The organism is Amycolatopsis sp. cg9, from assembly GCF_041346945.1.
GTDB lineage: Bacteria > Actinomycetota > Actinomycetes > Mycobacteriales > Pseudonocardiaceae > Amycolatopsis.
Map to the genome: position 1 here is coordinate 7,056,945 of NZ_CP166850.1, position 25,220 is coordinate 7,082,164.

Consider the following 25,220-nt stretch of genomic DNA (forward strand, 5'->3'; position numbering starts at 1 on the left):
GGCGGCTCAGAGCGCCGGCTTGCCCGGCTGGTAGAGCCAGGTGCGGAAGAACGAGCCGAGGTCGCGGTGGGTCAGCCGCTCGACGAACTGGATGAACTGCCGCGTCGAGACATTGCCGTAGCGGTGGGCCGTCGGCCACCGGGTGAGCACGTCGAAGAAGGCTCGGTCGCCGATCTTCATGCGCAGTGCCTGCAGTGCCATCGCGCCGCGGTTGTAGACCAGGTCGTCGAAGATGTGGTCACGGCCGGGGTCGGCGACTTCGCCGCTCCAGTCCTTCTCGTCGGCGTACGCCTTCGCGAAGGACTGGGACACGGGGATGCCGTCGAACTTCTCTTGGTAGAGCCATTCCGAGTAGGTCGCGAAGCCTTCGTTGAGCCAGATGTCCGACCAGCGCACCGGGGTGAGGCTGTCGCCGAACCACTGGTGGCCGAGTTCGTGGGCGAGCAGGTCGCCGTCGACGTCGCTGGTGTCCTGGTCGTAGACCGGCCGGCTCTGGGTCTCGAGGGCGTAGCCGACGCCGACGTCGGCGAGGATGCCGCCGGTCGAGTCGAACGGGTACGGCCCGTACACCGACGATTCCCACTGGACGACCTGCGCCGTGGTCTGGTTGAACACCTTGCCCTGACCGGGTTCGGTGTCGATCGACTTGCCGATCGCGGTGATGTTCGGCAACCCGCCGGCCGCCACGCCGCGGGTGACGTCGTAGTCGCCGATCGCGAGCATGCTCAGCTCGCTGGCCATCGGCCGGTTCATGGTCCAGCGGAAGGTGGTCCGGTGGTCGCGCGTGGTGGTGGGCCCGGGTTCGCCGTTGGCCAGCACGGTGAGCCCGGCCGGGACGGTGATGGTCTGGGTGTAGGTCGCCTTGTCGGTGGTGGTGTCGTTGACCGGGTAGTAGGTCGCCGCGCCGATCGGCTGGTTGAGCGCGACCGCGCCGTCCTTGGTGGCGACCCAGCCGGAGAGGCCCAGCGCGGGGTCGTCGATCTTCCGCGGCACGCCGGCGTAGCTCACCGAGACGGCGAAGGCGCTGCCCTTCCGCAGCCCGTGCGGCGGGGTGATCACCAGCTCCTGGGTCCCGCTGCGGGTGAAGGCGGCGTCCAGGCCGTTCACCGAGAGCCGGCTGATCGTCAGCGGCCCCTGGAAATCCAGGTCGAACCGGGACAGGTCCTGGGTGGCCGTGGCGAGGATCGTCGTGGTCGCGTCGATCGCTCCGGTTCCGGGGCTGAACGCCAGCCGGATGTCGTAGTGGCTGACGTCGTAACCGCCGTTGCCCATCTCGGGGAAGTAGGGATCCCCGGCACCCGGCGCCCCGGGGGAATAGCGCGGCGCCTGCGCCGCATCCGCTGCCGGACTCGTCGCGGCCAGCAGCCCGGCGGACAGCGCACAGCAGATGATCACCAAGCGGCCACGGCCCCGGTTGACGCCTCGCATCGATCCTCCTCGGCCATCATCGACGCTGAAGAGTAGGTCCGATCCGACACGCGCTTCAAGCCTGTACTGGCCGGCCCCGGGTCCGGTTCGGGCGGTTCCTGGCCGGTCGTGGCGATTTGCGGGCGTCGAGTCCGGCATGCCCCGCCGCCCGCCGGGTCGGATTCGACCGAGCCTTCACGCGGCCTGACCGACCGCGGCCGGCGCGGGCACCCCGAGCAGGATCCGGTACTGCGACTCGAAAGTCGCCAGCGCGTTCTCGACGTCGTGGTGGGCGACGATCGCGCGGGACGCCTCGCCCATGCGGGCGCGCGCGCCCGGGTCGGCGGCCAGGTCGGCGATCCACCGCGTGAAGGTGGTGATCGCGCCCGGTTCGAACAGGTAGCCGTTTTCGCCGTGGTGGACCAGGTGCGGGAGGGCGAGCGCGTCGGCGGCGATGACCGGGAGGCGCGCGGCCATGGCTTCCATGGTGGCGAGGCTCTGCAGCTCGGCGGTGCCCGGCATGCAGAACACGTCGGCCTCGGCGTAGCGGTGCACCAGATCCGCGTCGGAGACGAAACCGTGGAAGGTCACCCGGTCGCCGATGCCGAGGTCTCCGGCGAGCGCTTCGAGGTCGCGGCGGCGGGTGCCGTCGCCGACGAGGTCCGCGCGGACGTGCGGCAGCGGGGCGAGGGCGCGCAGCAGCTGGTCTATGTTCTTCTCCGCGTCGAGGCGCCCGACGAACAGGACCGACATCGGCCGGTCGGCCGGGCGGGCCGGTACGGCGTAGTGGCCGAGGTCGATGCCGCACGACACGACCTGGGCGGGCCGGTCGAGCCCGATCCGGGCGAGGACTTCGGCCGCGCGCGGGGTCGGCGTGGTGACCAGGCGCGCGTCGCGGTAGACGCGCACCAGGTCTTTCCACGCCCAGCGGGCGATCGCGGCCTTCACCCGGCGCGGGAACGGTGTGTACCCGAGGAGGTTGTCCGGCATGAAGTGGTTGGTGGCCACGCCCGGGATCCCGCGTTCGGCGGCCACTCCGAGCAGGGTGCGGCCAACGCCGAAGTGGGCTTGCACGTGGACCACGTCCGGGCGGACCTCGTCGAGGATCTCGCCGACGGCCGGGCGGGCGGCGCCGGGGGTGCAGAAGCGGTAGTCGCCGTGGAACGGGATGGCCCGCGAGCGGATCCGGTGGACCGTGTAGCCGTCGCGTTCCTCGGTGCGGGGCGGGCCGGTGTCGGACGGGCAGGCGACGTGGACCTCGTGGCCGCGGCCGGCGAGCCCCCGGGCCAGGCGCTCGGCGAAGAACGCCGCGCCGTTGATGTCGGGCGGGAACGTGTCGGCGCCGATCAGGACGCGAAGGCCGGTCGGGTGCACGGGGCTCTCCTCGGATTTCGATGGGGCTTGCGGAACGGCACCGGCGAGTACGCGCACGCCGGCGAGAGCGGCGACCGCGGCGAGTGCGGCCGCGGGCCGGGGGACTTCGCCGTAGGCCAGCGCGGCCACGGCGACGGCGGTCAGGGGGTCGAGCACGGTCGTCGTCCCGACGACGACCGCGGTGGGCCCCGCGGCGTACGCGCGGTGCAGGACGACGCCGCCGGCGCCGAGCAGCAGCAGGGCCTGGCCGCCCAGCAGCGCCGCCGTGGCCGGGGATTGGGACGCGGCCGCGTGCACGACCGACGAGCCGAGTCCGAAGAGGACAGCCGACGCCGCGGCGAGCGCGGCGCACCCCGCGCGGGCGAACCAGGTCAGCGCCGCGATCACGAACCCCGTGACGGCCACGCCTTCGGCCGTCCCCGCGCTGATCGCCTGGCCCGGGCCGGCCGACGCCGCGAGCGCGACGAAGCCGGCCACCCCCGCGACCACGAGCACGACCGCGGTCACCACCCGGCGGGTGCGGGCGCGCCGTCCGAACAGGACGGTCAGGACGAGGCTGAACACCCCGAGCGGCTGGACGACCGGGAGCGGGGCCAGGGAAAGCGCGACGACGTGCAGCAGGCTGCCGCCGGTCGCGAGGCCGGTACCCGCCCACCAGCCGGGAGAACGCAGCAGCCGGGCGAGGGTGGGCAACCCGGGTACGCCCTCGACGGCCAGCCCGGCGACCTCGGCGTGCTGCCGGGTCGCGGCCACCGCGAACAGCGCGGCGGCGAGCAACGCGCACACGACGGCGAGAGCGGTCATCGGACGGGCTCCGAAGCCGGGGTGGCCGCGCGGTGCCGCGGGCCGCGGGCCGCACGCCGCAGGGCGACGGCCGTCGTGGTGACGATGAGGAACTCGGCCAGCAGCGCGGCGCGTTCGAGCAGGCCGGCCGGGAGCCAGCTGACCACCTGCGCCGTGCCGAACGCGGCCGCGGTCACGACGCCGGAGATCGCGCCGCGCCGGAGCGCCGGTGCCGTCGCCGCCCAGCGAGGTTCGCTTCGCAACCGAGCGCTCAACGTCCACGCGGCGAGGGGCAGGCTCGCGAACAGCACGGCCCCGCCGGCGCGGTGGAGCTCACCGGAGAGGGTGGGGTCGGCGGCGCTGGGGTTGCTGCGGAAGACCAGGACCACCACGAGCCCGGCGGCCCAGAGCAGGAAGAGGGTGTTCACCAGCGGGCCACGCGGCAGGGCGGCGAGCCGGGCGGCCACCGCCAAGGCGGCCGCGGCGGCGAGCAGCAGGAGGATGGCGACGGTGAACAGGAGCCGGCCGCCGCGGTGCCAGGCGTAGTCGCTGACCGGGTCGCGCCAGGGGCTGACGTGGCCGGCGAACCCGAAGGTCAGCCCGGCGATGATCGCCTGCGCGACGACGGCCGTGACCAGCGTCACCGTCGCCGGCGGTGGTGGCGAAAGCGCGGTCCGTGGAGTCACAAGTCAGACAGTGGTGGCCGTCCATGAGAGTTCGATGAAGATCGCGCTGGGTTTGCTTAAGAAGCGGCCAGCGGGAAGACGAGGTCGAACCGGGCGCCCCCGCTGCCGGCGCGCGAGGCCGAAGCGTGTCCGCCGTGCTGGGTGAGGACCTGTTCGACGATGGCCAGCCCGAGCCCGGAGCCGGGGAGCGCGCGGGCGGCGTCGGCCCGGTAGAACCGCTCGAACACGTGCGGCAGATCGGCCTCGGGGATGCCCGGGCCTTCGTCGTCGACGCGCACGCGCACCGTCCCGGTCCCGGCCGACATGGTGACCAGCACCTTGCCGCCGTCAGGCGACCACTTCGCGGCGTTGTCGAGCACGTTCAGCACCGCGCGCTCGAGCGCCGCCGGGCGCGCGAGGACGTCGGCCTCGGTGAGTTCGGCGTCGAAGGTGACGTTCGGCCACCGCGACCGGGTTCGTTCGACGGCCGCGGTGACGACGTCGGCCAGCGCGAGGTGTTCCTCGGCTTCGCTCGGCCGTTCGCCGGTGGACAGGTCGACCAGCTCGCCGATCAGGGCCGTCAGCTCGACGGCTTGGGTGTCGAGGTCGGTCAGCAGCCTGGAGCGGTCTTCGGCCGGCAGCTGCCGCCCGGGGTTGGCGTCGGCGTGGATCAGCAGCTCGATGTTGGTGCGCAGGCTCGTCAACGGGGTGCGCAGTTCGTGGCCGGCGTCTTCGACCAGCCTCCGCTGCTCGTCGCGGGAGCGGCTCAGCGCGCCGAGCATCGCGTTGAACGACGTCGCCAGCCGCCCGATCTCGCCGCTCGCGGTGACGTCGATCGCCGCCGACAGCTCCTGGGTGCGGGCGATGTTTTCGGCGGCCGAGGTGAGGTCGTCGACCGGCTGGAGCGCCGAGCGGGCGATCGCCCGGCCGACCACCGTGGCGCCGAGCACGCCTGCGGCGGACACGACGAGCAGCCAGAAGCCCAGCCGGGCCAGGCTGTCCTCGACGTCTTCGGAGTCCTGGGCGACCTGGACCGTCCCGCCGTCGGATCGCGTGGCCGTCCACATGCGGAACCGGTCCCCGTCGCGGTGGACGTTGGCCGCCCGGCTGACCGAGAACGGCGCTTCCGGTGCTGGGGGCGGGAGTTCCGGGATCGCGCCCGCGGTTCCGGTGACGGCGCCGGCGGCCGAGCGGAACTGGACGGTGAGGCCGTTGTTCCGGTCGGGCCCGGGCTTGGTCGTGGTGGAGCGCAGGGTCGAGAGGGCTTCCTCGGGCGAGGCGGCTTTCGCGGCGAGCTGGGCGTAGGACTGCAGCCGGGCGTCGAACTGGTCGTAGAGGTCGGCCCGGGTGATGCCCCAGGAGATCGCCGAGACCGTCACCACGGCGAGCGCGACCGCGACGGCCACCAGGGCGCCGAGCCGGGCGCGCAGGGACAGCGTCTTCCAGCGGGGGCGTTTCACAGCGGTTCCTCGCGCAGGACGTACCCGACGCCGCGGACCGTGTGCAGCAGCCTCGGCTCGCCCCCGGCTTCCAGTTTGCGGCGCAGGTAGCTGACGTAGACGTCGAGCCCGTTGGACGCGGCCCCGAAGTCGTAGCCCCAGACGTGCTCGAACATCGCGGAGCGGGTGAGCACGATCCGGGGGTGGCGCAGGAACGTCTCGAGCATCGCGAACTCGGTCCGGGTCAGGTGCAGCGCACGATCGCCGCGGAACACTTCCCGCGTCGCCGGGTCGAGGGCCACACCGCCGAAGCGCAGCACCGCGGGGGCGGGTGGCGCGTGGTATTCGGTGCGGCGCAGCAGTGCCCGCACCCGAGCCAGCAGCTCCTGCAGCGCGAACGGCTTGACGAGGTAGTCGTCGGCCCCGGCGTCGAGGCCGGCCACCCGGTCGGTGACGGCGGTGCGCGCGGTCAGCATGAGCACGGGCACGGTGTTGCCTCCGGCACGCAGCACCCGGCACACCTCGAGGCCGCCGAGCACCGGCATGGTGACGTCGAGCAGCACACCGTCGGGGCTCTCGTCGCGGATCACGCTGAGCCCGGCGGCGCCGTCGCCCGCGATGGAGACGGTGTAGCCCTCGAACCGCAACGTGCGCGAAAGCGAGTCCTGCACGGCGGTCTCGTCGTCGACGATCACCAGGTGCACCCGGCGTCCTCTCGTCCCGTTGCCGATGACACACGGTAACTGTAGTCGAGGTTCGCGGCGGGGCGCGGAACTCTCATCGAAGATTAACGTTCGCCGCGGTCCCGCCCCGATTTTCGCGGTTAGCCTCGGGAGAGGCCGATTTCGAACGCAGGAGGACAATCGATGAGCGAGAACGCGCCAGGAACCACGGTGCCCGAAGGGATCCGCTGCTCGGATGCGGAACGTGAGGAAGTCCGCGCCGCCCTCTACGCGGCGGCCGGGGAAGGCCGGCTGACCATGGACGAGGTCGAGGAACGCCTCGGCCGCCTCGAGCAGATCCGCTACCGCCACGAACTGGCCGCGATGACCGCCGACCTGCCCGCCCCGGAGCCGAGCGCCGCCCCCAAGGGCTGGCGGCAGATCCTGTCCGCCGCGGCCGCGGCGCTGGCGGCGGAAGTAGCGGTCCTGCGCGGCCGCACCCCCGAACCCACACCCGGCCGCCGCCGGCTGCTGGTCATCGTCACCGTCCTCATCGGACTCCTGATCACGGCGGCAATCGCGGCGAGCGCTGTGCACGGCTTCGGCCCGGACGGCTTCGAGGCGCACGGACCGGCCGCCCTCGAGCACCCCCACGGCGGCTGACGCCGTCTCCGGGATTGCTTGTACGGGAACAACCACGCCAGGACCAGACGTTCCCGCTCAGGTCCGGAGCCGGCGGTCGAACCAGGCACGGGTGCGGCGCAGGACGTCGAGTTGGTGGTTGCGTTCCCGGATCGAGTGGCCCTCTCTGGGGTAGACCACGAACTCGTGCACAGCACCGAAGTAGCGCAATGCCCGGTGGAAGTACACGGCCTGGCCGAGCGGGACGTTGGTGTCCTCGGCACCGTGCAGTATGAGCACCGGGGTGCGGACCCGGCTGGCAAAGGAGGCCGGGCTGACCGCGTCGTGCGGGTGCGGGCCGATCCCCTCCCACCCGATACTGCCGCTTAGCGCGCCGTCGTACTGGCCGTGCTCCCCGGTCGCGGCGAGCATCCCCCAGTCGATGACACCCGCGTCGACCAGTGCGGCGCGGAACCGGTCGGTCTGCCCGATCGCCCAGGCGGCCATGAATCCGCCGTGGCTCCCGCCGGCGATGCCCAGCCGGTCGGGGTCGGCGACGCCCTCGGCGATGAGCAGGTCGATGCCGGTCAGGATGTCGGTCCATTCCTCCCGGCCGACCCTGCCCGCGACGCTGACTGCGAACTCGTGACCGTGGCCCTGGCCGCCGCGCGGGTTGGGCAGGAACACCGCGTACCCGGCAGTGGCCAGCCACTGTGCCCGTGCGCCGGGGAACGAGAACAACTGGAGGCGATCGGCGTACCGGTCGTAGGGGCCGCCGTGCACGATCGTGACGAGCGGGAACGGGCCGTCCGAGGCGGACTTCCCGACGGGCAGCACGAGCAGACCGTCCAGATCGAGGCCGTCGGCGGCTCGATAGGCCAGCGGGCGCTGGGTGCCGAAGGTGATGTCGTCCAGTTCGGGGCGGGTGTCCGTGATCCTGCGCAGCGGCCCGGTCGGTGGCCCCACGTGCACGTTCGTGGGTCGGTGACGGGTGCTGGTCAAGGCCGCGATCGTCGTGCCCGCGGGGGTGGTGGTGAGGGCATCGAGGTGGCCGGGGTGCTGCGACAGCGGCGTGGGGCCGTCGGGGTCGAGCCGGGACAGGGTCGTGTCCAGGCCGTTGGCGAACACCACCAGCGGAGCAGCGTCGGTCTGACACAGTTCGACGGGGCACATCGGAAGGCCGGCGGTGCGGTTGCGCCGGACGCGGCTGCCCATGGCCAGGTCGAACACGGCGGCGCCGGCGTGGAGGACCGGTGGGGTGAGGGCGAGGTAACCGAGGTGCCAACCGTCTTCGGCCGGCCACCAGGCCAGGGAACGCGGTTCGGCCTCGACCGGTCCGAGGTCCTCCGCGGTCCCGGTGGTGGGGTCGAACAGGTGCAGCTGGCCGGTGCGGGGGCCGTAGTCCTTGTCGGCGCCGGCCTGGGTGAGCACGGCGAGCGGGCCACCGTCGGGGCGTTGCCGCAGTTCCTCGACGTGCCGGTCGTCGAACACGCTCGGGGTGGTGACGTGGCCGGTGCGCAGGTCGAGCAGGCGAAGCCGGGCACGCGGTTCGCATTCGCCGACGACAATGGCGTCGTCGCGTTCCTGGTCGCGCCGGGCGTCCTGCTCAGTGGGTTCGTCCTCGGCGAGCAGCGCGACCAGGCCGGGATCGGCGAGCGGCAGGTGGTCGGTGATGCCGGCGCGCCAGCCGGTCAACGCGATCACCACACCGTCGGCGGGGGTGAGCCGGTATAGCTGCGGAGTGCCACGCTCATCGCGGTCGGACAGGAAGTACAGCGTGCGCGAGTCCGCGGACCAGCGAGGCCGGGACTCCGTCGCAGCGTCGGCTGTCGCCCGCCGCCACCCACCGTCGCCTTCGACGTCGGCGAGCCAGAGCGCGGTGTCGAGGTGGTCATCGATTTTGCTGACGGGGGCGAGAACGTAGCAGAGCAGACGCCCGTCCGGAGCGAGAGCCGGGACCTGCGGGACGCGCCCGTCGACCACGAGTTCGGCAGTCAGATCGGTCATGAGATCAGTCTGCCAACGTCAACAGCGCACCACGTGGACAAGGCAGTGCGCTCGGACGGGAGCGTGCGACCGCATCGACGAAGCAGTACCCGAACGCGCCCGCCCAGCCAAGGTGCGGATCAGTATTGGCGAGTAAAGGTTTTAGCCGCTGAAGAAGGCGTGGGAAATGCTCCGGCATCCGCATCGTGCTGCCCAGCTTCACCTTCCCGAACCTGCGGAGGCCATCGCCGGATCGTCGCCCACCAACGACTGAAGCCCTGCCCCTCCGAGGAGGGACAGGGCTTCGAACTCGCGTGCGCGATACTGGGATTGAACCAGTGACCTCTTCCGTGTCAGGGAAGCGCTCTCCCGCTGAGCTAATCGCGCGAGGTGGAGACGGGATTCGAACCCGTGTACACGGCTTTGCAGGCCGTTGCCTCGCCTCTCGGCCACTCCACCGTGACAGGCTCGAGAGCCTACCGAGCGGATGACGGGATTCGAACCCGCGACCCTCACCTTGGCAAGGTGATGCGCTACCAGCTGCGCTACATCCGCACTCCGCGGTTCCGGGAAGGTGTTCCCCCGTCGCCGTGGTGTGGGAAAACCATATCGGACCCCGAAAACGGCGGCGACACCGGGGTGTCACTCCGCCGTTGCAAGCCCGTCATCAGGCCAGATCGTGGGGGATGAGGTGCGTGAGGGCGTCGTCGACGTCGACCCAGAGGTGCTCGTTGCCCGGGAGGACGACGTCGTACGTGCGGTCGAGGAAGTCGGCCAGCTCCTGGGCCGAGGCCTCGAACATGGCGTGCCCGGACGGCGAGTTCAGCTCGATCAGCACGGACTCGGGGTCTTCGACGGACGGGCGGATGCGGACGTCCCCGTCACCCGCGTCGGCCAGGAGGCCGTCCGCGAGGAGGTCGCGTGCGTACACCCACTCGACCCAGCCGGCGCGGCCGGTGCGGAAGGCGGCGACGACCGCGTACGGGTCGCGTGTGTCGTAGCGCAGCTCCACCTTGACCGGAACCGCGGGAGTCCGCGGCGCCAGCAGGTCGAAGACCGCCGTCGAGCGGAGCGTCACGTGATCGTTGCGCATCGTCCTACCCTTCGTCTCCCTTCCCGGCCCGGCCCGGCCGAGGGCGTCACCAGTGGGACGCATCAGGAGGCCCGTTCCGTCGCGGGTGCGCCGCAGATCACCCGTCCGGGCTCATGAAGCCCCCGTCTGCCGTCCGTGACCACCCCACGGCGCGCGTGTGACCGCGCGCCCCGCGGGGGCCCACGCCTCCATACTGCGCGGTTTAGTCGCCGGGCGATAGCACCGTCGCACGGATGTCGAACGTGGCGTCGGGCGGCCCCCGGGCCGGACAACCCCGGCTAGCTCGGGGTTGTTCGTTCCGTACTCGCCGGTAAGCGGAGTGTGGTCGGCGAGGACCACCCGTTTGCAGGCGCCCGGAAGTCGTACGCTAAAGTTTCGGCAACACCGCGAGCGGGCGATTAGCTCAGCGGGAGAGCGCTTCGTTCACACCGAAGAGGTCACTGGTTCGATCCCAGTATCGCCCACCGAAGCTCGACGCCGAAGGCCCCGGACGAATCCGTCCGGGGCCTTCGGCGTTTCGCGCGCTCCCAGGTCGGCCCGGCTTTCTCCGCCGGGGCGCCGGCCGGCTGAACCGGAGTGAACGGTCCGTTCGGATCGGCCGTATACGGCAACGAGGGCGGCCCGCATCCCGGCCGGGAAGCGGCGCCGGAACTACCTCCGCAACTTGTCGCTGCGACGGATTTCTGTCGAACGGGAGGCTCCTGTGATCCTCGGCACGTGCGGGCGCCCGGTCCGGCGGGGCACGTGCGACAAAAACCGGGGTGCGTGACGGTCCGGTGGCGAACGTAACCGTCCGCGCACGCGTCGTCCGCGCGACGCCGGCCGGGCCCCGCCCTGGTCCACTGTGGACCACGACCCGGCCGCAGTGTCCACAGTAGATTTCCGGGGGCTGTTCGGCCGTTCGGCGGTGCCTGGTCCACCCGGGTGCGGGCATCGCCATTTTCGGCTACGGATTGTAATTTTCGCGGGGATACGCCCTATTACCCATCGTCATCATCTTGTTATCTTGCGGCCATTTTCTGGCGGGGAAGACGCGCAGCATGTGGCTGGAAATCCTTGTAACGATGCTGAGAGAGTCGCCGATACCTTGCCGTGTGAAGCCTCTCCGGGCACTGCGCGACAACCGAGTTGTGATGACTCTCCGAAATCACCAAGGGTGACGCAGCGTGCCTGTGAGATCAACCGAATCCTGTTCCCGGGAGGTCAGATGGAAGAGTCGGTGCGGCCTTCGTACACGGTGAGCCAGCCACCGCCGCACATCGACCTTCAGGCCATCCCGCGTCCCGCCAAGAGGGACGAGCACCCGGCGGAGCCGGCCGCGACGCCGTCCCCCAAGGCGTTGCCCGCGGCTTGGGAAGCGAGATACAGAGCCTGGGTCATCGGCAGCGACGTGTTCATCGCGCTGCTGGTGATCGCGATCAGCGCGTTCGTCATCGATCGCGTTGCCCCGCACGACATGCACGCCTTCGGCACCATGCTCGCCGTGTTCGTCTCGCTGCCGGTCAGCCGGGCCTGGAGCCCGCGCGTCCTCGGCGAAGGCGCGGAGGAGTACCGCACCCTGGGCCGGGGCTTCCTCACCGCCGCCGTCCTGGTCGCGCTGGGCGGTCTGCTGTTCGGCGCGCTCGAGGTCCAGGTCTGGGTGTTCGTCGTGGTGCCGGCCATCGCGCTCGTCGCGTTCCCGCAGCGGTACCTGCTGCGCCAGGTGCTGCACCGCAAGCGCGCAAAGGGGCTCTGCCTGCTGCCGGTGATGGCCGCGGGCAGCCCGGAGACGGTCGCCGACCTGATCGCCCGCACCCGCTCGGAGGTGCACGTCGGCTGGCGCGTCGAGGCCGCCTGCACCTTCAGCGGCCACGGCGAGGAGCGCGACAGCGGCGAGATCGACGGCGTCCCGGTCGTGGGACGGCTCGAGGAGCTGTCCCGCCACGTGCGCCGCGGCGGCTACCGGGTCGTGGCGATCACCGCGGACCAGTACTGGACGCCGAAGCGCCTGCAGCGGCTGGCCTGGGACATGGAGGGGACCGGCGCGGAGATGGTCGTGGCGCCGGTGCTGATGGAGGTCGCCGGCCCGCGGCTCAACGTCACCGGCGTGCTCGGGATGCCCCTGCTGCGCGTCACGGCGCCGATGTTCACCGGCGGGCGCCGGGTGGTGAAGGAGGTCGTCGACCGCTGCGGCTCGGCCTTCCTGCTGGCCGTGCTCTCGCCGCTGCTGCTGGTGATCGCCCTCGCGATCAAGCTGAACGACCGCGGCCCGGTGATCTATCGCCAGCGCCGCGTCGGCCGTGACGGCGCCGCCTTCACGATGCTGAAGTTCCGCACGATGGTCACCAACGCGGACGAGATCAAGCAGGCCCTGGCCGCGGACAACGAGGGCGCGGGCCCGCTGTTCAAGATGAAGCGCGACCCGCGGATCACCCGCGTGGGTGGTTTCCTGCGCCGGTATTCGCTCGACGAGGTGCCCCAGCTGTTCAACGTCGTGTCCGGGAAGATGTCGCTCGTCGGCCCGCGCCCGCCGCTGCCGGAGGAGACGGCGCAGTACGCGCCCGACGCCCGCCGCCGGCTGCTGGTGAAGCCGGGGCTCACCGGCCTGTGGCAGGTGAGCGGCCGCAGCGACCTGACGTGGGCGGAGAGCATCCGGCTCGACCTGCGCTACGTCGAGGACTGGTCGCTGGCGCTGGACCTGGTGATCCTCTGGAAGACCTTCCGCGCGGTGATGGGCGGCCAGGGCGCCTACTGACCCGACCCGCCGCGCGCTGCGCACCACGGCCGCCGACCCCGCTGGAGGGGGTCGGCGGCCGTGTCCGTTCCAGGTACTCGATCGGGTGACTGCCGGTCGCTCCCGGCTGTGATCCACGCAACTGGTTGAACGCGAAATAGTTCAACGCTCAACCTAGTTGCACCGGGTACCGACCAACGGAAGGAACCCAGCCCCATGACCACCTTTGCCGAGCAGACCGAAGGCCTCCAGGTCCCCGCGGACGTCCAGAACCTCCTCTTCCGCGAGGCCCGCACGGCCAACAGTTTCAGCTCCGAGCCGGTGACCGAGGAGCAGGTCCGCGCGATCTACGACCTCGTCAAGTGGGCCCCGACGTCGATGAACACCCAGCCGCTGCGCGCGCTGGTGCTCCGGACCGCCGAGGCGAAGGCCCGCCTGCTGCCGCACCTGGCCCCGGGCAACCGGGACAAGACCGAAGCCGCGCCGCTGACCGTCGTGCTCGCCGCGGACGTCGACTTCCACGAAAACATCCCGCAGGTCTTCCCGCACGCCCCGCAGGTCAAGGACAACTTCTCCGACGAGCAGGGCCGCGTCGAGTTCTCGAAGCTCAACTCGCTGCTGCAGGTCGGCTACTTCATCATCGGCGTCCGCGCCGCCGGCCTGGCCGCCGGCCCGATGACCGGCTTCGACGCCCAGGGCGTCGACGACGAGTTCTTCGCGGACAAGAAGTGGCGCTCGCTGGTCGTCGTCAACGTCGGCAAGCCGGGCGAGAACCCGTGGTTCGACCGCCTGCCGCGGCTGGACTTCGACCAGGTCGTCGAGACCCTCTGACGCCGGTCGGGCGGGCCGCTCCGGGCACCCGGAGCGGCCCGTTCCGCGTTCCCGGACGCGCGTGAGGCGCCCGCGAGCCGCCGACTAGCATCGACGGGGTCGTCTTTGTCACTCCAGCTTGAGGAGCCGATCGTGTCCCAGTCGCCCCCCGTTTCCCCCGTGGCCGCCTCCCGTGTGGTGGTACCGGCGGGCACTACGGCGGGCGCGGCGGTCCGCGAAGCCGGCCTGCCGACCAAGGGCGAGGACACGATCGTCGTCGTGCGCGACGCCGAGGGGAAGCTGCGCGACCTCGCCTGGGCCCCCGAGGCCGACGCCGAGGTCGAGCCGGTCGCCGCGAACACCGAGGACGGGCGCAGCGTCATCCGCCATTCGGCGGCCCACGTGCTCGCCCAAGCCGTCCAGCAGCAATTCCCGGACGCCAAGCTCGGCATCGGCCCGCCGGTGAAAGACGGCTTCTACTACGACTTCGCCGTCGACACTCCGTTCACCCCGGAGGACCTCCAGGCGCTCGAAAAGCGCATGAAACAGATCGTGAAGGGCGCCCAGCAGTTCTCCCGGCGCGTTTTCGACTCCGTCGACGAGGCCAAGAAGGAGCTCGCGGACGAGCCGTTCAAGCTCGAACTGGTCGACCTCAAGTCCGAAGTGGACACCTCGGAGGTCATGGAGGTGGGCGAGGGCGAGCTCACCATCTACGACAATCTCGACCCGCGCACCAAGGAACGTGTCTGGAGTGACCTCTGCCGCGGTCCGCACGTGCCGACCACGAAGTTCATCCCCGCGTTCAAGCTGACCCGCGTCGCCGCCGCGTACTGGCGGGGCAGCGAGAAGAACCCGCAGCTGCAGCGGATCTACGGCACCGCGTGGGAATCCACCGAGGCGCAGGACGCCCACCTCGAGCGCATCGCCGAGGCCGAGCGCCGCGACCACCGCAAGCTCGGCGCCGAGCTCGACCTGTTCTCCTTCCCGGAGGAGATCGGCTCGGGCCTGCCGGTGTTCCACCCGAAGGGCGGCATCATCCGCCGCGAGCTGGAGAACTACTCGCGCCGCCGCCACGAAGAGGCCGGCTACGAGTTCGTGAACACCCCGCACATCAGCAAGGGCGAGCTGTTCCACACCTCCGGCCACCTGCCGTACTACGCGGACACGATGTTCCCGCCGGTGCAGTTCGACGAGGAGAACTACTACCTCAAGGCCATGAACTGCCCGATGCACAACCTGATCTTCCGCTCGCGCGGGCGGTCCTACCGCGAGCTGCCGCTGCGGCTGTTCGAGTTCGGCACCGTCTACCGCTACGAGAAGTCGGGCGTGGTGCACGGCCTCACCCGCGTGCGCGGCCTGACGATGGACGACTCGCACATCTACTGCACCAAGGAGCAGATGCCGGGCGAGCTGCGGTCGCTGCTGAAGTTCGTCCTCGACCTGCTCGCCGACTACGGCCTTTCCGACTTCTACCTCGAGCTGTCCACCCGCGGGGACTCCGACAAGTTCATCGGCGAGGACTGGGAGTGGGAGGAGGCCACCGAGACGCTGCGGCAGGCCGCCGTCGACTCCGGCCTCGAGCTGGTCCCGGACCCGGGCGGCGCCGCCTTCTACGGCCCCAAGATCTCCGTGCAGGCGAAGGACGCCATCGGCCGCACCTGGCAGATGTCGACCATCCAGCTGGACTTCAACCAGAACAAGCGGTTCGAGCTCGAGTACACCGCGCCGGACGGTTCCCGCCAGCGCCCGGTGATGATCCACCGCGCGCTGTTCGGCTCGATCGAGCGGTTCTTCGGCGTGCTGACCGAGCACTACGCGGGCGCGTTCCCGGCGTGGCTCGCGCCGGTGCAGGTGGTCGGCATCCCGATCACCGCCGACCAGGTCGAGCACCTCCAGGGCATCGAGAAGGCGTTGCGCGCCAAGGGGATCCGCGCCGAGGTCGACGCGAGCGACGACCGCATGCAGAAGAAGATCCGCACGCACACCACGCAGAAGGTGCCTTTCATGCTGCTGGCCGGCGCGAAGGACGTCGAGGCCGGCGCGGTGTCGTTCCGCTTCCGCGACGGCGGCCAGATCAACGGCGTGCCGGTGGCCAAGGCGGTCGAGGCGATCGCGGAGTGGGTCGAGCGCCGCGAGAACGCGTCGCCGTCGGCCGAGGCGCTGGAGACGGTCGTTCGGTGAGTGACGGTCCCGAGCTCGTCGAGCAGCAGGGCGTCGGGGTCCAGGACGCGTTCCAGCGCCTCTGGACCCCGCACCGGATGGCCTACATCAAGGGCCAGGACAAACCGGACGGCGACGAAGACACCGGCTGCCCGTTCTGCCGCATCCCTTCGCTGGACGACAAAACGGGGCTGATCGTCGCGCGCGGCGAGACGGTGTACGCGGTGCTGAACCTGTACCCGTACAACCCCGGGCACCTGATGGTGGTGCCGTACCGGCACGTCGCGGACTACACCGAGCTGACGGTCGAGGAGACCCGCGAGGTCGCGGAGTTCACCCAGCACGCGATGAAGGTGATCCGCGCGGTGTCGGGCGCGCACGGGTTCAACATCGGCCTGAACCAGGGCGTGATCGCGGGCGCGGGCATCGCGGCGCACCTGCACCAGCACCTGGTGCCGCGGTGGGGCGGGGACGCGAACTTCATGCCGGTGCTCGGGCAGACGAAGGTGCTCCCGCAATTGCTGGGCGAAACGCGGGACCTGCTGGCCGACGCTTGGTGAAACGCTCGAATGCCGTAACCGGCAAACCCTGATTGAGTGTTCAACCGAGGGTATGATGGGGTTATGTCCGAAACCCGATGGCTCAGCGACGACGAGCAGCGCGTCTGGCGTGAGTTCAACGCGGCCACCCGCATGCTCAGCGCGCACCTCGAGGGCCAGCTGCAGCACGACTCGGGCATGCCGCACACCTACTACGAAGTCCTCGTTTCGCTCTCCGAAGCACCCGGCCGCCGGTTGCGGATGAGCGAGCTCGCCGACGCGCGGCAGGCGTCGCGCAGCCGGCTCTCGCACGCCGTCGCCCGGCTGGAAGCCAACGGCTGGGTGCGCCGCGAGGCCTGCCCGACCGACAAGCGCGGCGCGTGGGCCGTTCTGACGCAGGAGGGCTTCGCCGCGCTCGAAGCGGCCGCGCCCGGGCACGTCGAGGCCGTCCGCGAGAGCCTTTTCGACCCGCTGACGCCGGAGCAGGTCACCGCGCTCGGGGAAATCAGCGCCGCGATCCGGCAGCGCCTCTCGCCGAAGTGCGCCGCCGCGCAGGCCGCCGAAGAAGCGCGGGAGCACGAGAGCGAACTCTCGAAATCGGGCTGAGTCGGGGCGGCGCGTCGGTGCCGCGGTACCGGGTGGATAGGCTGCATTCGCCCACCCGACCCTCGTAGCCAGGTGCCTCTGACGAACCGATGCTCAACATCTTCGCGCGTGCCTCCGTTTCCCGCGTCACCGATCCGATCGGCCAGGCGCTGGTCCGCGCCGGGCTGACCCCGAACGCGATGACCGTGCTCGGCACCGCCGGCGCCGTCATCTGCGCCCTGGCCTTCTTCCCGAACGGCTACCTGCTCTGGGGCACCTTCACGGTGTGGGGCTTCGCCATGCTCGACCTGCTCGACGGCGCCATGGCCCGCGCCCGCGGCTACGGCACCCCGTTCGGCGCGGTGCTCGACGCCACCTGCGACCGGCTGGTCGACGGCGCGCTCTTCGCCGCCATCGCCTGGTGGTGCTTCGTCGTCGACGACAACCACCCGGCCGCCGCCGCGGCGCTGCTGTGCCTGGTGCTCGCCCAGGTCATCTCCTACGTCAAGGCCCGCGCCGACGCCTCCGGCCTGCCGGTGGACGGCGGGCTCGTCGAACGCGCCGAGCGGCTGATCATCGCACTGGTCGGCACCGGCCTGCACGGCTTCGGCATCCCGTACACCGTGGACGTGACGCTCTGGCTGCTGGCCGTCCTGTCGGTCATCACCCTGCTGCAGCGCTTCGCGGCCGTGGCGAAGGCGGCCCGCGAGGCCGCGGCGGGGGAGCAACCGGCATGAGCAAGCTGTCGGAACGGCTCAGCGCGTTCGGCTACTCCGCCGGGTGGCGGCTGGCCGGCTGGCTGCCCGCCGGGTTCGGCAGCACGGTGTTCTCGCTCGGCGCCGACCTCGCCGTCCGCCGCGACGGCGGGGGCGTGCGGCAGCTGCGCGCCAACCTCGCCCGCGTCGTCCCGCAGGCCGACCCGGTCGAGCTCGACGAGCTGACCCGGCGCGCGATGCGCTCGTACGCCCGGTACTGGCACGAGACGTTCCGGCTGCCGTCGATGGACCAGAAGGAGGTCAGCGAGAAGGTCGCGGCCTCCATCACCGGCGTCGAGAACCTGGACGCGGCGCTGGCCGAAGGCAACGGCGCGGTGATGGCGCTGCCGCACAGCGGCAACTGGGACATCGCCGGCGTCTGGCTGGCCGACTACCTCGGCGGGTTCACCACCGTCGCCGAGCGCCTGAAGCCGGAGTCGCTCTACCGCCGGTTCGTCGAGTACCGCGAGTCGCTCGGCTTCGAGATCGTGCCGCTGACCGGCGACAGCTCGGCGATGCGCGTGCTGCTGAAGCGGCTGCGCGAGAACAAGGCCGTGTGCCTGGTCGGCGACCGCGACCTCACCACCAGTGGCGTCCCGGTGAAGTTCTTCGGCGAGCAAGCCCGCTTCCCGGGCGGCCCGGCGCGGCTGGCCGCCACGACCGGCGCGGCGCTGATCCCGGCCGGCTGCTGGTTCACCGAGGACGGCTGGCAGATCCGGCTGCACCCGCGCATCCGCGTCACCGCGCGCGCCGAGGTCCCGGCCGCCACGCAGGCGCTCGCCGACATCTTCGCCGGCGACATCGCCGCGCACCCGGCCGACTGGCACATGCTGCAGAAGTTCTGGCCCGCCGACCTCGAGGCCGGCGAGCGGGTCAGCCTCGAAGAAGCGAGCTGAGGCGTGGCCGCGCGCCCGCTGCGGGTCGGGATCGTCTGCCCCTACTCGTTCGACGTGCCCGGCGGGGTCCAGGGCCACGTGATCGACCTGACGAAGGCCCTGCTCGCCCGCGGGCACCACGTCTCCGTGCTCGCCCCCGCCGACGACGACGCCGACCTGCCGCCGTTCGTCCACCCGGCGGGCAAGGCGCTCGGCATCCCGTACAACGGCTCGGTCGCGCGGCTGCAGTTCGGTCCGGTGTCCTACGCCCGGGTGCGCCGCTGGATCCGCGAGGGCGACTTCGACGTCCTGCACCTGCACGAACCGGCCGCGCCGAGCCTTTCGCTGCTCGCGCTGCTCATCGCCGACGGCCCGATCGTGGCGACCTTCCACACCGCGACCACGCGCTCGCGGACGCTGTCGGCCTTCCAGCCGGTGCTGCGGCCGCTCCTGGAGAAGATCACCGCGCGGATCGCGGTGTCCGCGCTCGCCCGCCGGGTCCAGGTCGAGCACGCGGGCGGCGACGCCGTGGAGATCCCCAACGGCGTCGACGTCGAGTTCTTCTCCTCCGCCACGCCGCTGCCGGGCTACCCGCGGGCCGGCGGGACGGTCGGGTTCGTCGGCCGCTTCGGCGAGCCGCGCAAGGGGATGGGCGTGCTGCTGGAGGCGCTGCGGCGGATCCTCCCGGAGTTCGAAGACCTGCGGCTGGTCGTCGTCGGCCGCGGGGACGAGGACCAGCTGCGCCGCGACGCCGGCCCGGAGCTGGCGCCGCACCTCGAGCTGCTCGGGCAGGCCGACGACGACGTGAAGGCCAGCGCGCTGCGCAGCGTCGACGTCTACTGCGCGCCCAACACCGGTGGCGAGAGCTTCGGGATGATCCTGACCGAGGCCATGGCGGCGGGCACCCCGGTGCTGGCCAGCGACCTCGACTCGTTCCGGCGGGTGCTCGACGACGGCCACGCCGGGATGCTCGCCACGACCGGCGACCCCGGGGCGCTCGCGGACGGCCTGCGCGAGCTGCTCGGCGACCCGGCGCGCCGGGCGTCGCTGGCCGCGGCGGCGGGGGAGCACGTGACGGTGTTCGACTGGTCGGTGGTGGCCACCCAGGTGCTGCGCGTCTACGAGACGGCGATCGCCGCCGATCCGCGGCGGGTAGCGGCGCCGGAGCGGGAGTTCGCCCGGTGAGCGTGCTCGCGTGGCTGCTGCCGCTGCTGGCACTGGTCGTCGTGGCGGGCGGGCTGTTCCTGGTGGCGACGGCGAACCGGCTCGACCGGCTGCACGTCCGGACGGACGCGGGCTGGGCCGCCCTCGACGCGGCGCTGGCCCGGCGGGCGGTGGTGGCGCGCGCGGTCGCGGTCGTGCTGGGCGACACGGGGCTGCGGACGTCGGCCGAACGCGCCGAAGCGGCCCCGCGCGCCGACCGCGAGACCGAGGAGAACGACCTGACGCTGCTCCTGAGCCGCGTCGACCGGGCGGGCCTGCCCGCCGAGCTGGCCGAGGAGCTCACCGACGCCGAGCACCGGGTGGTGATCGCCCGCCGCGTCCACAACGACGCCGTCCGGGACACGCTGCGGCTGCGGCGGCGGCGCAAGGTCCGGTACTTCAAGCTCGCGGGCACGGCGCCGCTGCCGGAGTACTTCGAGTTCGCCGAGCCGGAGGTCTGACGTGTGGTGGGTGGTCGTCGAAGAACAGCACGGCGGCGGGGACGCACGCACCTGGAACGTCACCAAGACCAAGCCGGCGGGCGGGGACCGGGAGCACGCCGACGAGGTGGCGCGGCGGCTCGCGTTCGAGCACCGGCCGGTGCACCCGTCGGCGGTCAAGGAGCGGAAGGTGCTGCGGGTCGGCGACGGCTACCTCGTCATCGCGGCCGGCCGGACCGCGACGTTCCACTTCCGCGTCACGCTCGGCGAGACCGTGCCGGAGCCGGCGTGAGCTGGTGGGTGGTGGTCGAGGAGCAGCGCGGTGCCGGTGACGGCCGGAGCTGGTCGCTGTCGGAGACGTTCCCCTACGCCGACCAGGCCGCCGCCGAAGCCGGGGCGGAGCAGCTCGCGCGGGAGTACCAGCCGGTCTACCCGTGGTCGCCGAAGTCGCGGAAGGTCCTGCGCGGCGCCGGCGGGTACCTGGTGATCGTCGAGGGCCGGACCTCGACGTTCCACTTCCGGCTCAGCGTGCTCGAAGAGATCTGAAACCACCGCGGGCGCCGCCGCGTCGGAGCGGCATGGCATCGACGTGGTGGGTGGTCATCGAAGAGCAGGGCGGCACGGGCGACGGCCGGGGCTGGGGCGTCGCCGACGCGGCGGGGTACGCCGACCGCGACACCGCGTTCGGGGAGGCGTACCTGCTGGCCAAGCAGCACCGGCCGCCGCGGCCGTCGTCGCCGCGGAACCGGGTCGTGCTGCGCGTGACCGACGGGTACCTGGTGCTCGTGAAGGGCAAGACGGACGTGTGGCAGTTCCGCGTGACGGTGGGCGAACAGGGCGGCGGCTGACAGACTGGGCGGCATGAGTGAGACCTGCGACGTCGCCCACGGCACCGCGGCGCCGGACCCGGACGCGCGGACCCTGGTGGCGGTGTTCGCGTCGCCGGTTTCGCGGCACCTGCTGACGTTCGCGCGGGAGCTGGGCTACCACGTCGCGCTGTACGAGCCCGACCCCGCGCGGGCGACCGACGGGCCCGAGGGCGTCGAGGCGGGCACGACGCTGCCGCCGCTGGACGGCACGGCGGACGTCGTGGTGACCGACCACCACCGGCCGGAGCTCGGCGAGGTGCTGAAGGCCGCGCTCGGCGGGAACCCGCGCTGGATCGGCGTGCTGGGCAACCCGCGGCACCCCGGTCCGCACGTGGCCGCGCTGCAGGGACTGGGCGTGCCCGACTCCGACATCGCCCGCGTGCACCGGCCGGTCGGGCTGAACATCGGCTCGCGCACGCCGCCGGAGATCGCCGTAGCGACGCTCGCCGGCCTGCTGGCCGACCGCAACGGCCGCCCGGGCGGCTTCGACTTCTGACGTGCTCCGGTCGTGAGTGGGAAACAGGGTTGGAACCCTGTTTCCCACTCACAACCGGTTCAGTGGACCGCCATCCCTTCCGGCATCGGCTCGAAGCGGGCGTGGCGGCGGGTGAACGTCGCCGTGCCCGAGGTCATCGAGCGCAGGTCGATCAGGTACCGCACCAGCTCCGTGGCCGGGACCTCCGCGCGGATCACCGTGCGGCCGCCTTCTCCGGCCTCGGTGCCCAGGACCCGGCCGCGCCGGGACGACAGGTCGCCCAGCACCGTGCCGAGGTGCTCGTCCGGGAGCCGGATCGCCACCTCCTCCAACGGCTCGAGCATCGTGATGTGCCCGCTCGCCGCAGCCTCCCGCAGCGCCAGCGCCCCGGCCGTCTGGAACGCCGCGTCCGAGGAGTCGACGCTGTGCGCCTTGCCGTCGACCAGCGTCACCTTGACGTCGACCACCGGGTGCCCGTCGGCCAGCCCGCGCTCCAGCTGGGCCCGCACGCCCTTCTCCACACTCGGGATGAACTGGTGGGGCACCGAGCCGCCGACGACCTTGTCGACGAACTGGAACCCGCCGCCGCGCGGGAGCGGTTCGACCTCGATGTCGCAGACGGCGAACTGGCCGTGCCCACCGGACTGCTTCACGTGCCGCCCGTGTCCCTTGGCCGGCTTGGCGAACGTCGAGCGCAGGCTGATCTTCACCGGTTCGGTGTCGACGTCCGCGCCGCCCGCCCGCAGCCGCGACAGCACGACGTCGGCGTGGGCCTCGCCCATGCACCACAGCACCAGCTGGGCGGTCTCGGCGTTGCGGTCCAGCCGCAGCGTCGGGTCGCCGGCGACCAGCCGGGAGAGGTTGCGGGCGAGGGTGTCCTCGTCGCTGCGGGTCTTCGCGACCACCGCCACCGGCAGCAGCGGTTCCGGCATCGCCCACGGCTCCATCAGCAGCGGGTCGTCGGGGGAGGAGACGGTGTCGCCGGTTTCGGCCGAGCCGACCTTCGTCAGCGCGCACAGGTCGCCCGCGACGCAGTAGGGCACTTCCCGCAGGTTCGCGCCGAGTGGGGAGTAGAGGTGCGCGACGCGCTCGTCGGCGTCGTGGTCCTCGTGGCCGCGTTCGGCGAGGCCGTGCCCGGACACGTGCACCGGTCGCTCGGGGCGCAGCGTCCCGGAGAACACCCGGACCAGCGACACCCGGCCGACGTAGGAGTCGACCGCCGTCCGGACGACCTCCGCGGCGAGGGGGCCCGCGGGGTCGGCGGTGATGGCGGCGTGCGTCCCGCCGTCGGGCGTGGTGACGTCGGGCGGCTGGTGCTCCAGCGGCGAGGGGAACGCGCGGACGATCCCGTCGAGCACCTCGGTCAGGCCGATCCCGCTGGTCGCGCAGACCGGGATGACGGGGTGGAAGGAGCCGCGCGCGACCGCGGTTTCCAGGTCGGCGATGAGGGTTTCCTCGGCGATCTCCTCCCCGGCGAGGTAGCGGTCCATCAGGGACTCGTCCTCGCTCTCGGCGATCACCCCTTCGATCAGCTCGTTGCGGGCCTCGGCCATCCGTTCGAGCTCCGCCGGGTCGGGTTCGCCGATCTCGGGCGGTGGCCCGCCGGAGTAGTCGAAGTACCGCTGCGTGATCAGCCCGACCAGGCCGTCGCCGGCGGGCAGGTACAGCGGCAGCACGCCGTCGCCGAACGCGGCCCGGCAGGCGGCGATCTCGGCCATCGCGTCGGCCCGGTGGTGGTCGAGCCGGGAGACGACGACCGCGCGCGGCATCCCGACCGCGGCGCACTCTTCCCACACCGCGATCGTCGCCGCGTCCACCCCTTCGGCGGCGCTGACGACGAACAGCGCCGCGTCGGCCGCGCGCAGCCCGGCCCGCAGCTCCCCGACGAAGTCCGCGTACCCCGGCGTGTCGATCAGGTTGATCTTGTGGCCCTGGTGCAGCACCGGTGCGACCGAGAGGCCGACCGAGCGCTGCTGGCGGACCGCCGCGGGGTCGTGGTCGCACACCGTGGTCCCGTCGACGACCGAACCCGCGCGCGGCACCGTGCCGGAGGCGGCGAGCAGGGCCTCGGTGAGGGTCGTCTTCCCCGAGCCGGACGGGCCGACGAGCACGACGTTGCGGACCTTCGCGGGGTCGTCCACAGCGACGGCGGCCCCGGTGTCGGCGTTCTTGGCTTGTTTGTCTGCCATGACGACTCCTCGGCGAACGGCTGGTGTACGGGATGTGTCCTCGATCACACACCCGCTACCCTGGTCACGGCAAGGCAGGGCCCCCGGGACCAGCCGAATGCCCGGGGGGATACGGGGCAGCGGGAGTGACGTGGACGGGCGGGCTTTCTTGCGGGTTTCCGGAGCGGTGCCGGTGGCGGGCCTGGCGGGGTGGCCGCCCCCGGACGACTGGGAGCGGCTCCGGAAGCGGCTCTCGGGGCCGTTGTTCCGCCCGGGCGACCCGGGCTACCCGGAGGCCAAGCAGGGTTTCTTCACGATGTACGACGACCGGGTGCCGGCCGCGGTGGTCGGCGCCGCGCGCGTCGAAGACGTCCAGGCGGCCGCCGGTTTCGCGGCCCGGCACGGGCTGCCCGTCGCGGCCCGCAGCGGCGGGCACGGCTACCCCGGCTATTCCACAGTGGACGGCGGGATCGTCGTGGACCTGAGCCGCTTTTCGGGCGTCGAAGTGCGCCCGGACGGCCGCGCGGTGATCGGCGCCGGTGCCCGGCTGGGGCCGATCGCCACGACGCTCGCCGCGGCCGGGCGGGTGCTCCCGGCGGGCAGCTGCGACACGGTGGGCATCGCCGGGCTCGCCCTCGGCGGCGGCGTCGGCCTGCTCGACCGGAAGTACGGGCTGACGTGCGACCACCTGGAGGCGGCGCGGATCGTCACCGCCGACGGCCGGGCGCGCACGGTGTCCCGCTCGGCGGAGCCGGACCTGTTCTGGGCGCTGCGCGGCGGAGGCGGCGGCAACTTCGGGATCGTCACCGGCTTCACGTTCCGGACGGTGCCGATCGCGGACGTCACCACCTTCAAGCTCACTTTCCCGGACGGCACCCAGGCCGGGTTGTTCGCCGCGTGGCAGGAGTGGCTGCCGTCGACGCCGGACGAGCTGTGGTGCGGGGTGAACATCGACGCGGTCACCGCCGTCGCCAGTGGCACCTTCCTCGGCCCCGAATCCCGGCTGAAGGAGCTGCTCGACGACCTGGTCCGCCGCGTCGGCACGCCGCCCGCCGAGCGGGGCACACGGGTGCTGGACCACCTGAGCGCGATGCGGTCGTTCGACGAGCCGGAGTCCCGGCCCGGGGCGGCCGCGGCGCGCGCGGCGTACGTCGGGACGTCGCGGATGCTGCTGCGGGCCGCCCCCGACCCGGCCGCGGTCGTCGAGGCGCTGGTCCGCGATCCGGGCGTGGGCACGCTCATCGACTCCGCCGGCGGCGCGATCGCCCGCGTCGGCGCGCGCGAGACGGCGTTCCCGCACCGCGGCGCGCTGGCCAGCTTCCAGTTCCTGCACGGCGCCGCACCCGCGGACGGCGGTGAAGCGGGGGCGCGGCGGGCGCTCGCCGCGGTGCGCGACGGGCTCGGCCCGGAGTTCGGCACCACCGGGTACGTCAACTACCTCGACCCGGAGCTGCCGGACTGGGCCGAGGCGTACTACGGGGTGAACCTGCCGCGGCTGCGCGCGGTCGCCCGGAAGTACGACCCGCGAGGAATCTTCGCTTTCCCGCAAGGACTCTCCGAGCCCCGCTCGACTGTCCACATCGGAGCGACTTAGACTG

The 25,220-nt window shown here is 72.1% G+C and carries 23 protein-coding genes and 4 tRNA genes; 16 read left to right on the forward strand and 11 right to left on the reverse strand.

From position 1 onward, the window contains the following. Positions 1-6: 6 nt before the first annotated feature. The 5 genes from AB5J73_RS32940 to AB5J73_RS32960 form a co-directional block, all read right to left on the reverse strand. Positions 7-1,428, reverse strand: a complete 1,422-nt coding sequence (locus AB5J73_RS32940; RefSeq protein WP_370962627.1) for a M1 family metallopeptidase — start codon at positions 1,426-1,428, stop codon at positions 7-9. A gap of 174 nt (positions 1,429-1,602) precedes the next feature. After that, positions 1,603-3,585 carry a glycosyltransferase family 4 protein gene (locus AB5J73_RS32945; RefSeq protein ID WP_370962628.1) on the reverse strand — a complete coding sequence of 661 codons (1,983 nt, stop codon included), beginning with the start codon at positions 3,583-3,585 and terminating at the stop codon, positions 1,603-1,605. Continuing rightward, positions 3,582-4,250 carry a DUF998 domain-containing protein gene (locus AB5J73_RS32950; RefSeq protein WP_370962629.1) on the reverse strand — a complete coding sequence of 223 codons (669 nt, stop codon included), beginning with the start codon at positions 4,248-4,250 and terminating at the stop codon, positions 3,582-3,584. The genes AB5J73_RS32945 and AB5J73_RS32950 overlap by 4 nt, the downstream gene beginning before the upstream one ends. Before the next feature lie 56 nt (positions 4,251-4,306). Next, on the reverse strand, positions 4,307-5,689 hold the full coding sequence (locus tag AB5J73_RS32955) for an ATP-binding protein (RefSeq protein ID WP_370962631.1): 1,383 nt from the start codon (positions 5,687-5,689) through the stop codon (positions 4,307-4,309). After that, positions 5,686-6,372, reverse strand: coding sequence for a response regulator transcription factor (locus tag AB5J73_RS32960; protein WP_370962632.1), 687 nt, complete (start codon positions 6,370-6,372; stop codon positions 5,686-5,688). Before AB5J73_RS32960 ends, AB5J73_RS32955 begins: the two co-directional genes overlap by 4 nt. A gap of 162 nt (positions 6,373-6,534) precedes the next feature. Between AB5J73_RS32960 and AB5J73_RS32965 the strand changes: the two genes are divergently transcribed. Continuing rightward, positions 6,535-6,993: a DUF1707 domain-containing protein gene (locus tag AB5J73_RS32965; protein ID WP_370962633.1), complete on the forward strand. Its 459-nt coding sequence runs from the start codon at positions 6,535-6,537 to the stop codon at positions 6,991-6,993. Between the two features lie 57 nt (positions 6,994-7,050). Here the strand turns inward: AB5J73_RS32965 and AB5J73_RS32970 are convergent, their stop codons facing one another. From AB5J73_RS32970 to AB5J73_RS32990, 5 genes are all read right to left on the reverse strand, one after another. Beyond that, on the reverse strand, positions 7,051-8,958 hold the full coding sequence (locus AB5J73_RS32970; protein WP_370962634.1) for a prolyl oligopeptidase family serine peptidase: 1,908 nt from the start codon (positions 8,956-8,958) through the stop codon (positions 7,051-7,053). Between the two features lie 294 nt (positions 8,959-9,252). Beyond that, positions 9,253-9,324, reverse strand: a tRNA-Val gene (locus tag AB5J73_RS32975). Between the two features lies 1 nt (position 9,325). Next, positions 9,326-9,396, reverse strand: a tRNA-Cys gene (locus AB5J73_RS32980). A gap of 23 nt (positions 9,397-9,419) precedes the next feature. Further along, positions 9,420-9,492: transfer RNA gene (locus tag AB5J73_RS32985), tRNA-Gly, on the reverse strand. A 112-nt stretch (positions 9,493-9,604) separates the two neighbouring features. Beyond that, positions 9,605-10,030, reverse strand: coding sequence for an SsgA family sporulation/cell division regulator (locus tag AB5J73_RS32990; protein ID WP_033293569.1), 426 nt, complete (start codon positions 10,028-10,030; stop codon positions 9,605-9,607). Positions 10,031-10,422: 392 nt separating this feature from the next. Between AB5J73_RS32990 and AB5J73_RS32995 the strand changes: the two genes are divergently transcribed. The 14 genes from AB5J73_RS32995 to AB5J73_RS33060 all read left to right on the forward strand — a co-directional run bounded on the left by AB5J73_RS32995 (position 10,423) and on the right by AB5J73_RS33060 (position 21,475). After that, a tRNA-Val gene (locus tag AB5J73_RS32995) sits at positions 10,423-10,494 on the forward strand. 743 nt (positions 10,495-11,237) lie between these two features. Then, a complete protein-coding gene (locus AB5J73_RS33000) occupies positions 11,238-12,764 on the forward strand; it encodes a sugar transferase (protein ID WP_370962636.1) in 1,527 nt (508 codons plus the stop codon). A gap of 195 nt (positions 12,765-12,959) precedes the next feature. Then, positions 12,960-13,574 carry a malonic semialdehyde reductase gene (locus AB5J73_RS33005; RefSeq protein ID WP_370962638.1) on the forward strand — a complete coding sequence of 205 codons (615 nt, stop codon included), beginning with the start codon at positions 12,960-12,962 and terminating at the stop codon, positions 13,572-13,574. Positions 13,575-13,706: 132 nt separating this feature from the next. Beyond that, complete coding sequence (gene thrS, locus AB5J73_RS33010) at positions 13,707-15,734, forward strand: threonine--tRNA ligase (protein WP_370962639.1); 2,028 nt, start codon at positions 13,707-13,709, stop codon at positions 15,732-15,734. Next, positions 15,731-16,273, forward strand: coding sequence for an HIT domain-containing protein (locus AB5J73_RS33015; protein ID WP_370962640.1), 543 nt, complete (start codon positions 15,731-15,733; stop codon positions 16,271-16,273). The genes thrS and AB5J73_RS33015 overlap by 4 nt, the downstream gene beginning before the upstream one ends. A gap of 63 nt (positions 16,274-16,336) precedes the next feature. Then, positions 16,337-16,858 (forward strand): MarR family winged helix-turn-helix transcriptional regulator, encoded by a 522-nt coding sequence (locus AB5J73_RS33020; RefSeq protein WP_370962641.1) that lies wholly within the window; start codon positions 16,337-16,339, stop codon positions 16,856-16,858. Positions 16,859-16,947: 89 nt separating this feature from the next. Then, entirely contained in the window at positions 16,948-17,574 is a 627-nt protein-coding gene (gene pgsA / locus AB5J73_RS33025) for a phosphatidylinositol phosphate synthase (RefSeq protein ID WP_370962642.1), read from the forward strand. Further along, the gene (locus tag AB5J73_RS33030) at positions 17,571-18,488 is read left to right on the forward strand and encodes a phosphatidylinositol mannoside acyltransferase (protein ID WP_370962643.1); all 918 of its coding nucleotides are present in this window, start codon (positions 17,571-17,573) and stop codon (positions 18,486-18,488) included. The genes pgsA and AB5J73_RS33030 overlap by 4 nt, the downstream gene beginning before the upstream one ends. Positions 18,489-18,506: 18 nt before the next feature. Next, the gene (locus tag AB5J73_RS33035; protein ID WP_370973412.1) at positions 18,507-19,652 is read left to right on the forward strand and encodes a glycosyltransferase family 4 protein; all 1,146 of its coding nucleotides are present in this window, start codon (positions 18,507-18,509) and stop codon (positions 19,650-19,652) included. Then, positions 19,649-20,131, forward strand: a complete 483-nt coding sequence (locus AB5J73_RS33040; RefSeq protein WP_370962644.1) for an NUDIX hydrolase — start codon at positions 19,649-19,651, stop codon at positions 20,129-20,131. Before AB5J73_RS33035 ends, AB5J73_RS33040 begins: the two co-directional genes overlap by 4 nt. A gap of 10 nt (positions 20,132-20,141) precedes the next feature. Continuing rightward, positions 20,142-20,402 (forward strand): hypothetical protein, encoded by a 261-nt coding sequence (locus AB5J73_RS33045; protein ID WP_370962645.1) that lies wholly within the window; start codon positions 20,142-20,144, stop codon positions 20,400-20,402. After that, complete coding sequence (locus AB5J73_RS33050; protein ID WP_370962646.1) at positions 20,399-20,656, forward strand: hypothetical protein; 258 nt, start codon at positions 20,399-20,401, stop codon at positions 20,654-20,656. The genes AB5J73_RS33045 and AB5J73_RS33050 overlap by 4 nt, the downstream gene beginning before the upstream one ends. 32 nt (positions 20,657-20,688) lie before the next feature. Continuing rightward, positions 20,689-20,958, forward strand: coding sequence for a hypothetical protein (locus tag AB5J73_RS33055; RefSeq protein WP_370962647.1), 270 nt, complete (start codon positions 20,689-20,691; stop codon positions 20,956-20,958). Between the two features lie 13 nt (positions 20,959-20,971). Continuing rightward, positions 20,972-21,475 (forward strand): XdhC family protein, encoded by a 504-nt coding sequence (locus AB5J73_RS33060; protein WP_370962648.1) that lies wholly within the window; start codon positions 20,972-20,974, stop codon positions 21,473-21,475. Between the two features lie 59 nt (positions 21,476-21,534). On the opposite strand, the gene AB5J73_RS33065 is transcribed toward AB5J73_RS33060, so the two are convergent. Beyond that, complete coding sequence (locus AB5J73_RS33065; RefSeq protein WP_370962649.1) at positions 21,535-23,643, reverse strand: elongation factor G-like protein EF-G2; 2,109 nt, start codon at positions 23,641-23,643, stop codon at positions 21,535-21,537. 130 nt (positions 23,644-23,773) lie between these two features. Here AB5J73_RS33065 and AB5J73_RS33070 point away from each other — a divergent pair, with 130 nt between their 5' ends. Beyond that, positions 23,774-25,216, forward strand: coding sequence for an FAD-binding oxidoreductase (locus AB5J73_RS33070; RefSeq protein WP_370962650.1), 1,443 nt, complete (start codon positions 23,774-23,776; stop codon positions 25,214-25,216). Positions 25,217-25,220: the final 4 nt, after the last annotated feature.

Coding starts and splice junctions, on each gene's coding strand:
- AB5J73_RS32940 (WP_370962627.1), bottom strand. CDS start 1,428: ATGCGAGGCGTCAACCGGGGCCGTGGCCGCTTGGTGATCATCTGCTGT.
- AB5J73_RS32945 (WP_370962628.1), bottom strand. CDS start 3,585: ATGACCGCTCTCGCCGTCGTGTGCGCGTTGCTCGCCGCCGCGCTGTTC.
- AB5J73_RS32965 (WP_370962633.1), top strand. CDS start 6,535: ATGAGCGAGAACGCGCCAGGAACCACGGTGCCCGAAGGGATCCGCTGC.
- AB5J73_RS32970 (WP_370962634.1), bottom strand. CDS start 8,958: ATGACCGATCTGACTGCCGAACTCGTGGTCGACGGGCGCGTCCCGCAG.
- AB5J73_RS32990 (WP_033293569.1), bottom strand. CDS start 10,030: ATGCGCAACGATCACGTGACGCTCCGCTCGACGGCGGTCTTCGACCTG.
- AB5J73_RS33000 (WP_370962636.1), top strand. CDS start 11,238: ATGGAAGAGTCGGTGCGGCCTTCGTACACGGTGAGCCAGCCACCGCCG.
- AB5J73_RS33005 (WP_370962638.1), top strand. CDS start 12,960: ATGACCACCTTTGCCGAGCAGACCGAAGGCCTCCAGGTCCCCGCGGAC.
- AB5J73_RS33020 (WP_370962641.1), top strand. CDS start 16,337: ATGTCCGAAACCCGATGGCTCAGCGACGACGAGCAGCGCGTCTGGCGT.
- pgsA (WP_370962642.1), top strand. CDS start 16,948: ATGCTCAACATCTTCGCGCGTGCCTCCGTTTCCCGCGTCACCGATCCG.
- AB5J73_RS33030 (WP_370962643.1), top strand. CDS start 17,571: ATGAGCAAGCTGTCGGAACGGCTCAGCGCGTTCGGCTACTCCGCCGGG.
- AB5J73_RS33055 (WP_370962647.1), top strand. CDS start 20,689: ATGGCATCGACGTGGTGGGTGGTCATCGAAGAGCAGGGCGGCACGGGC.
- AB5J73_RS33060 (WP_370962648.1), top strand. CDS start 20,972: ATGAGTGAGACCTGCGACGTCGCCCACGGCACCGCGGCGCCGGACCCG.
- AB5J73_RS33065 (WP_370962649.1), bottom strand. CDS start 23,643: ATGGCAGACAAACAAGCCAAGAACGCCGACACCGGGGCCGCCGTCGCT.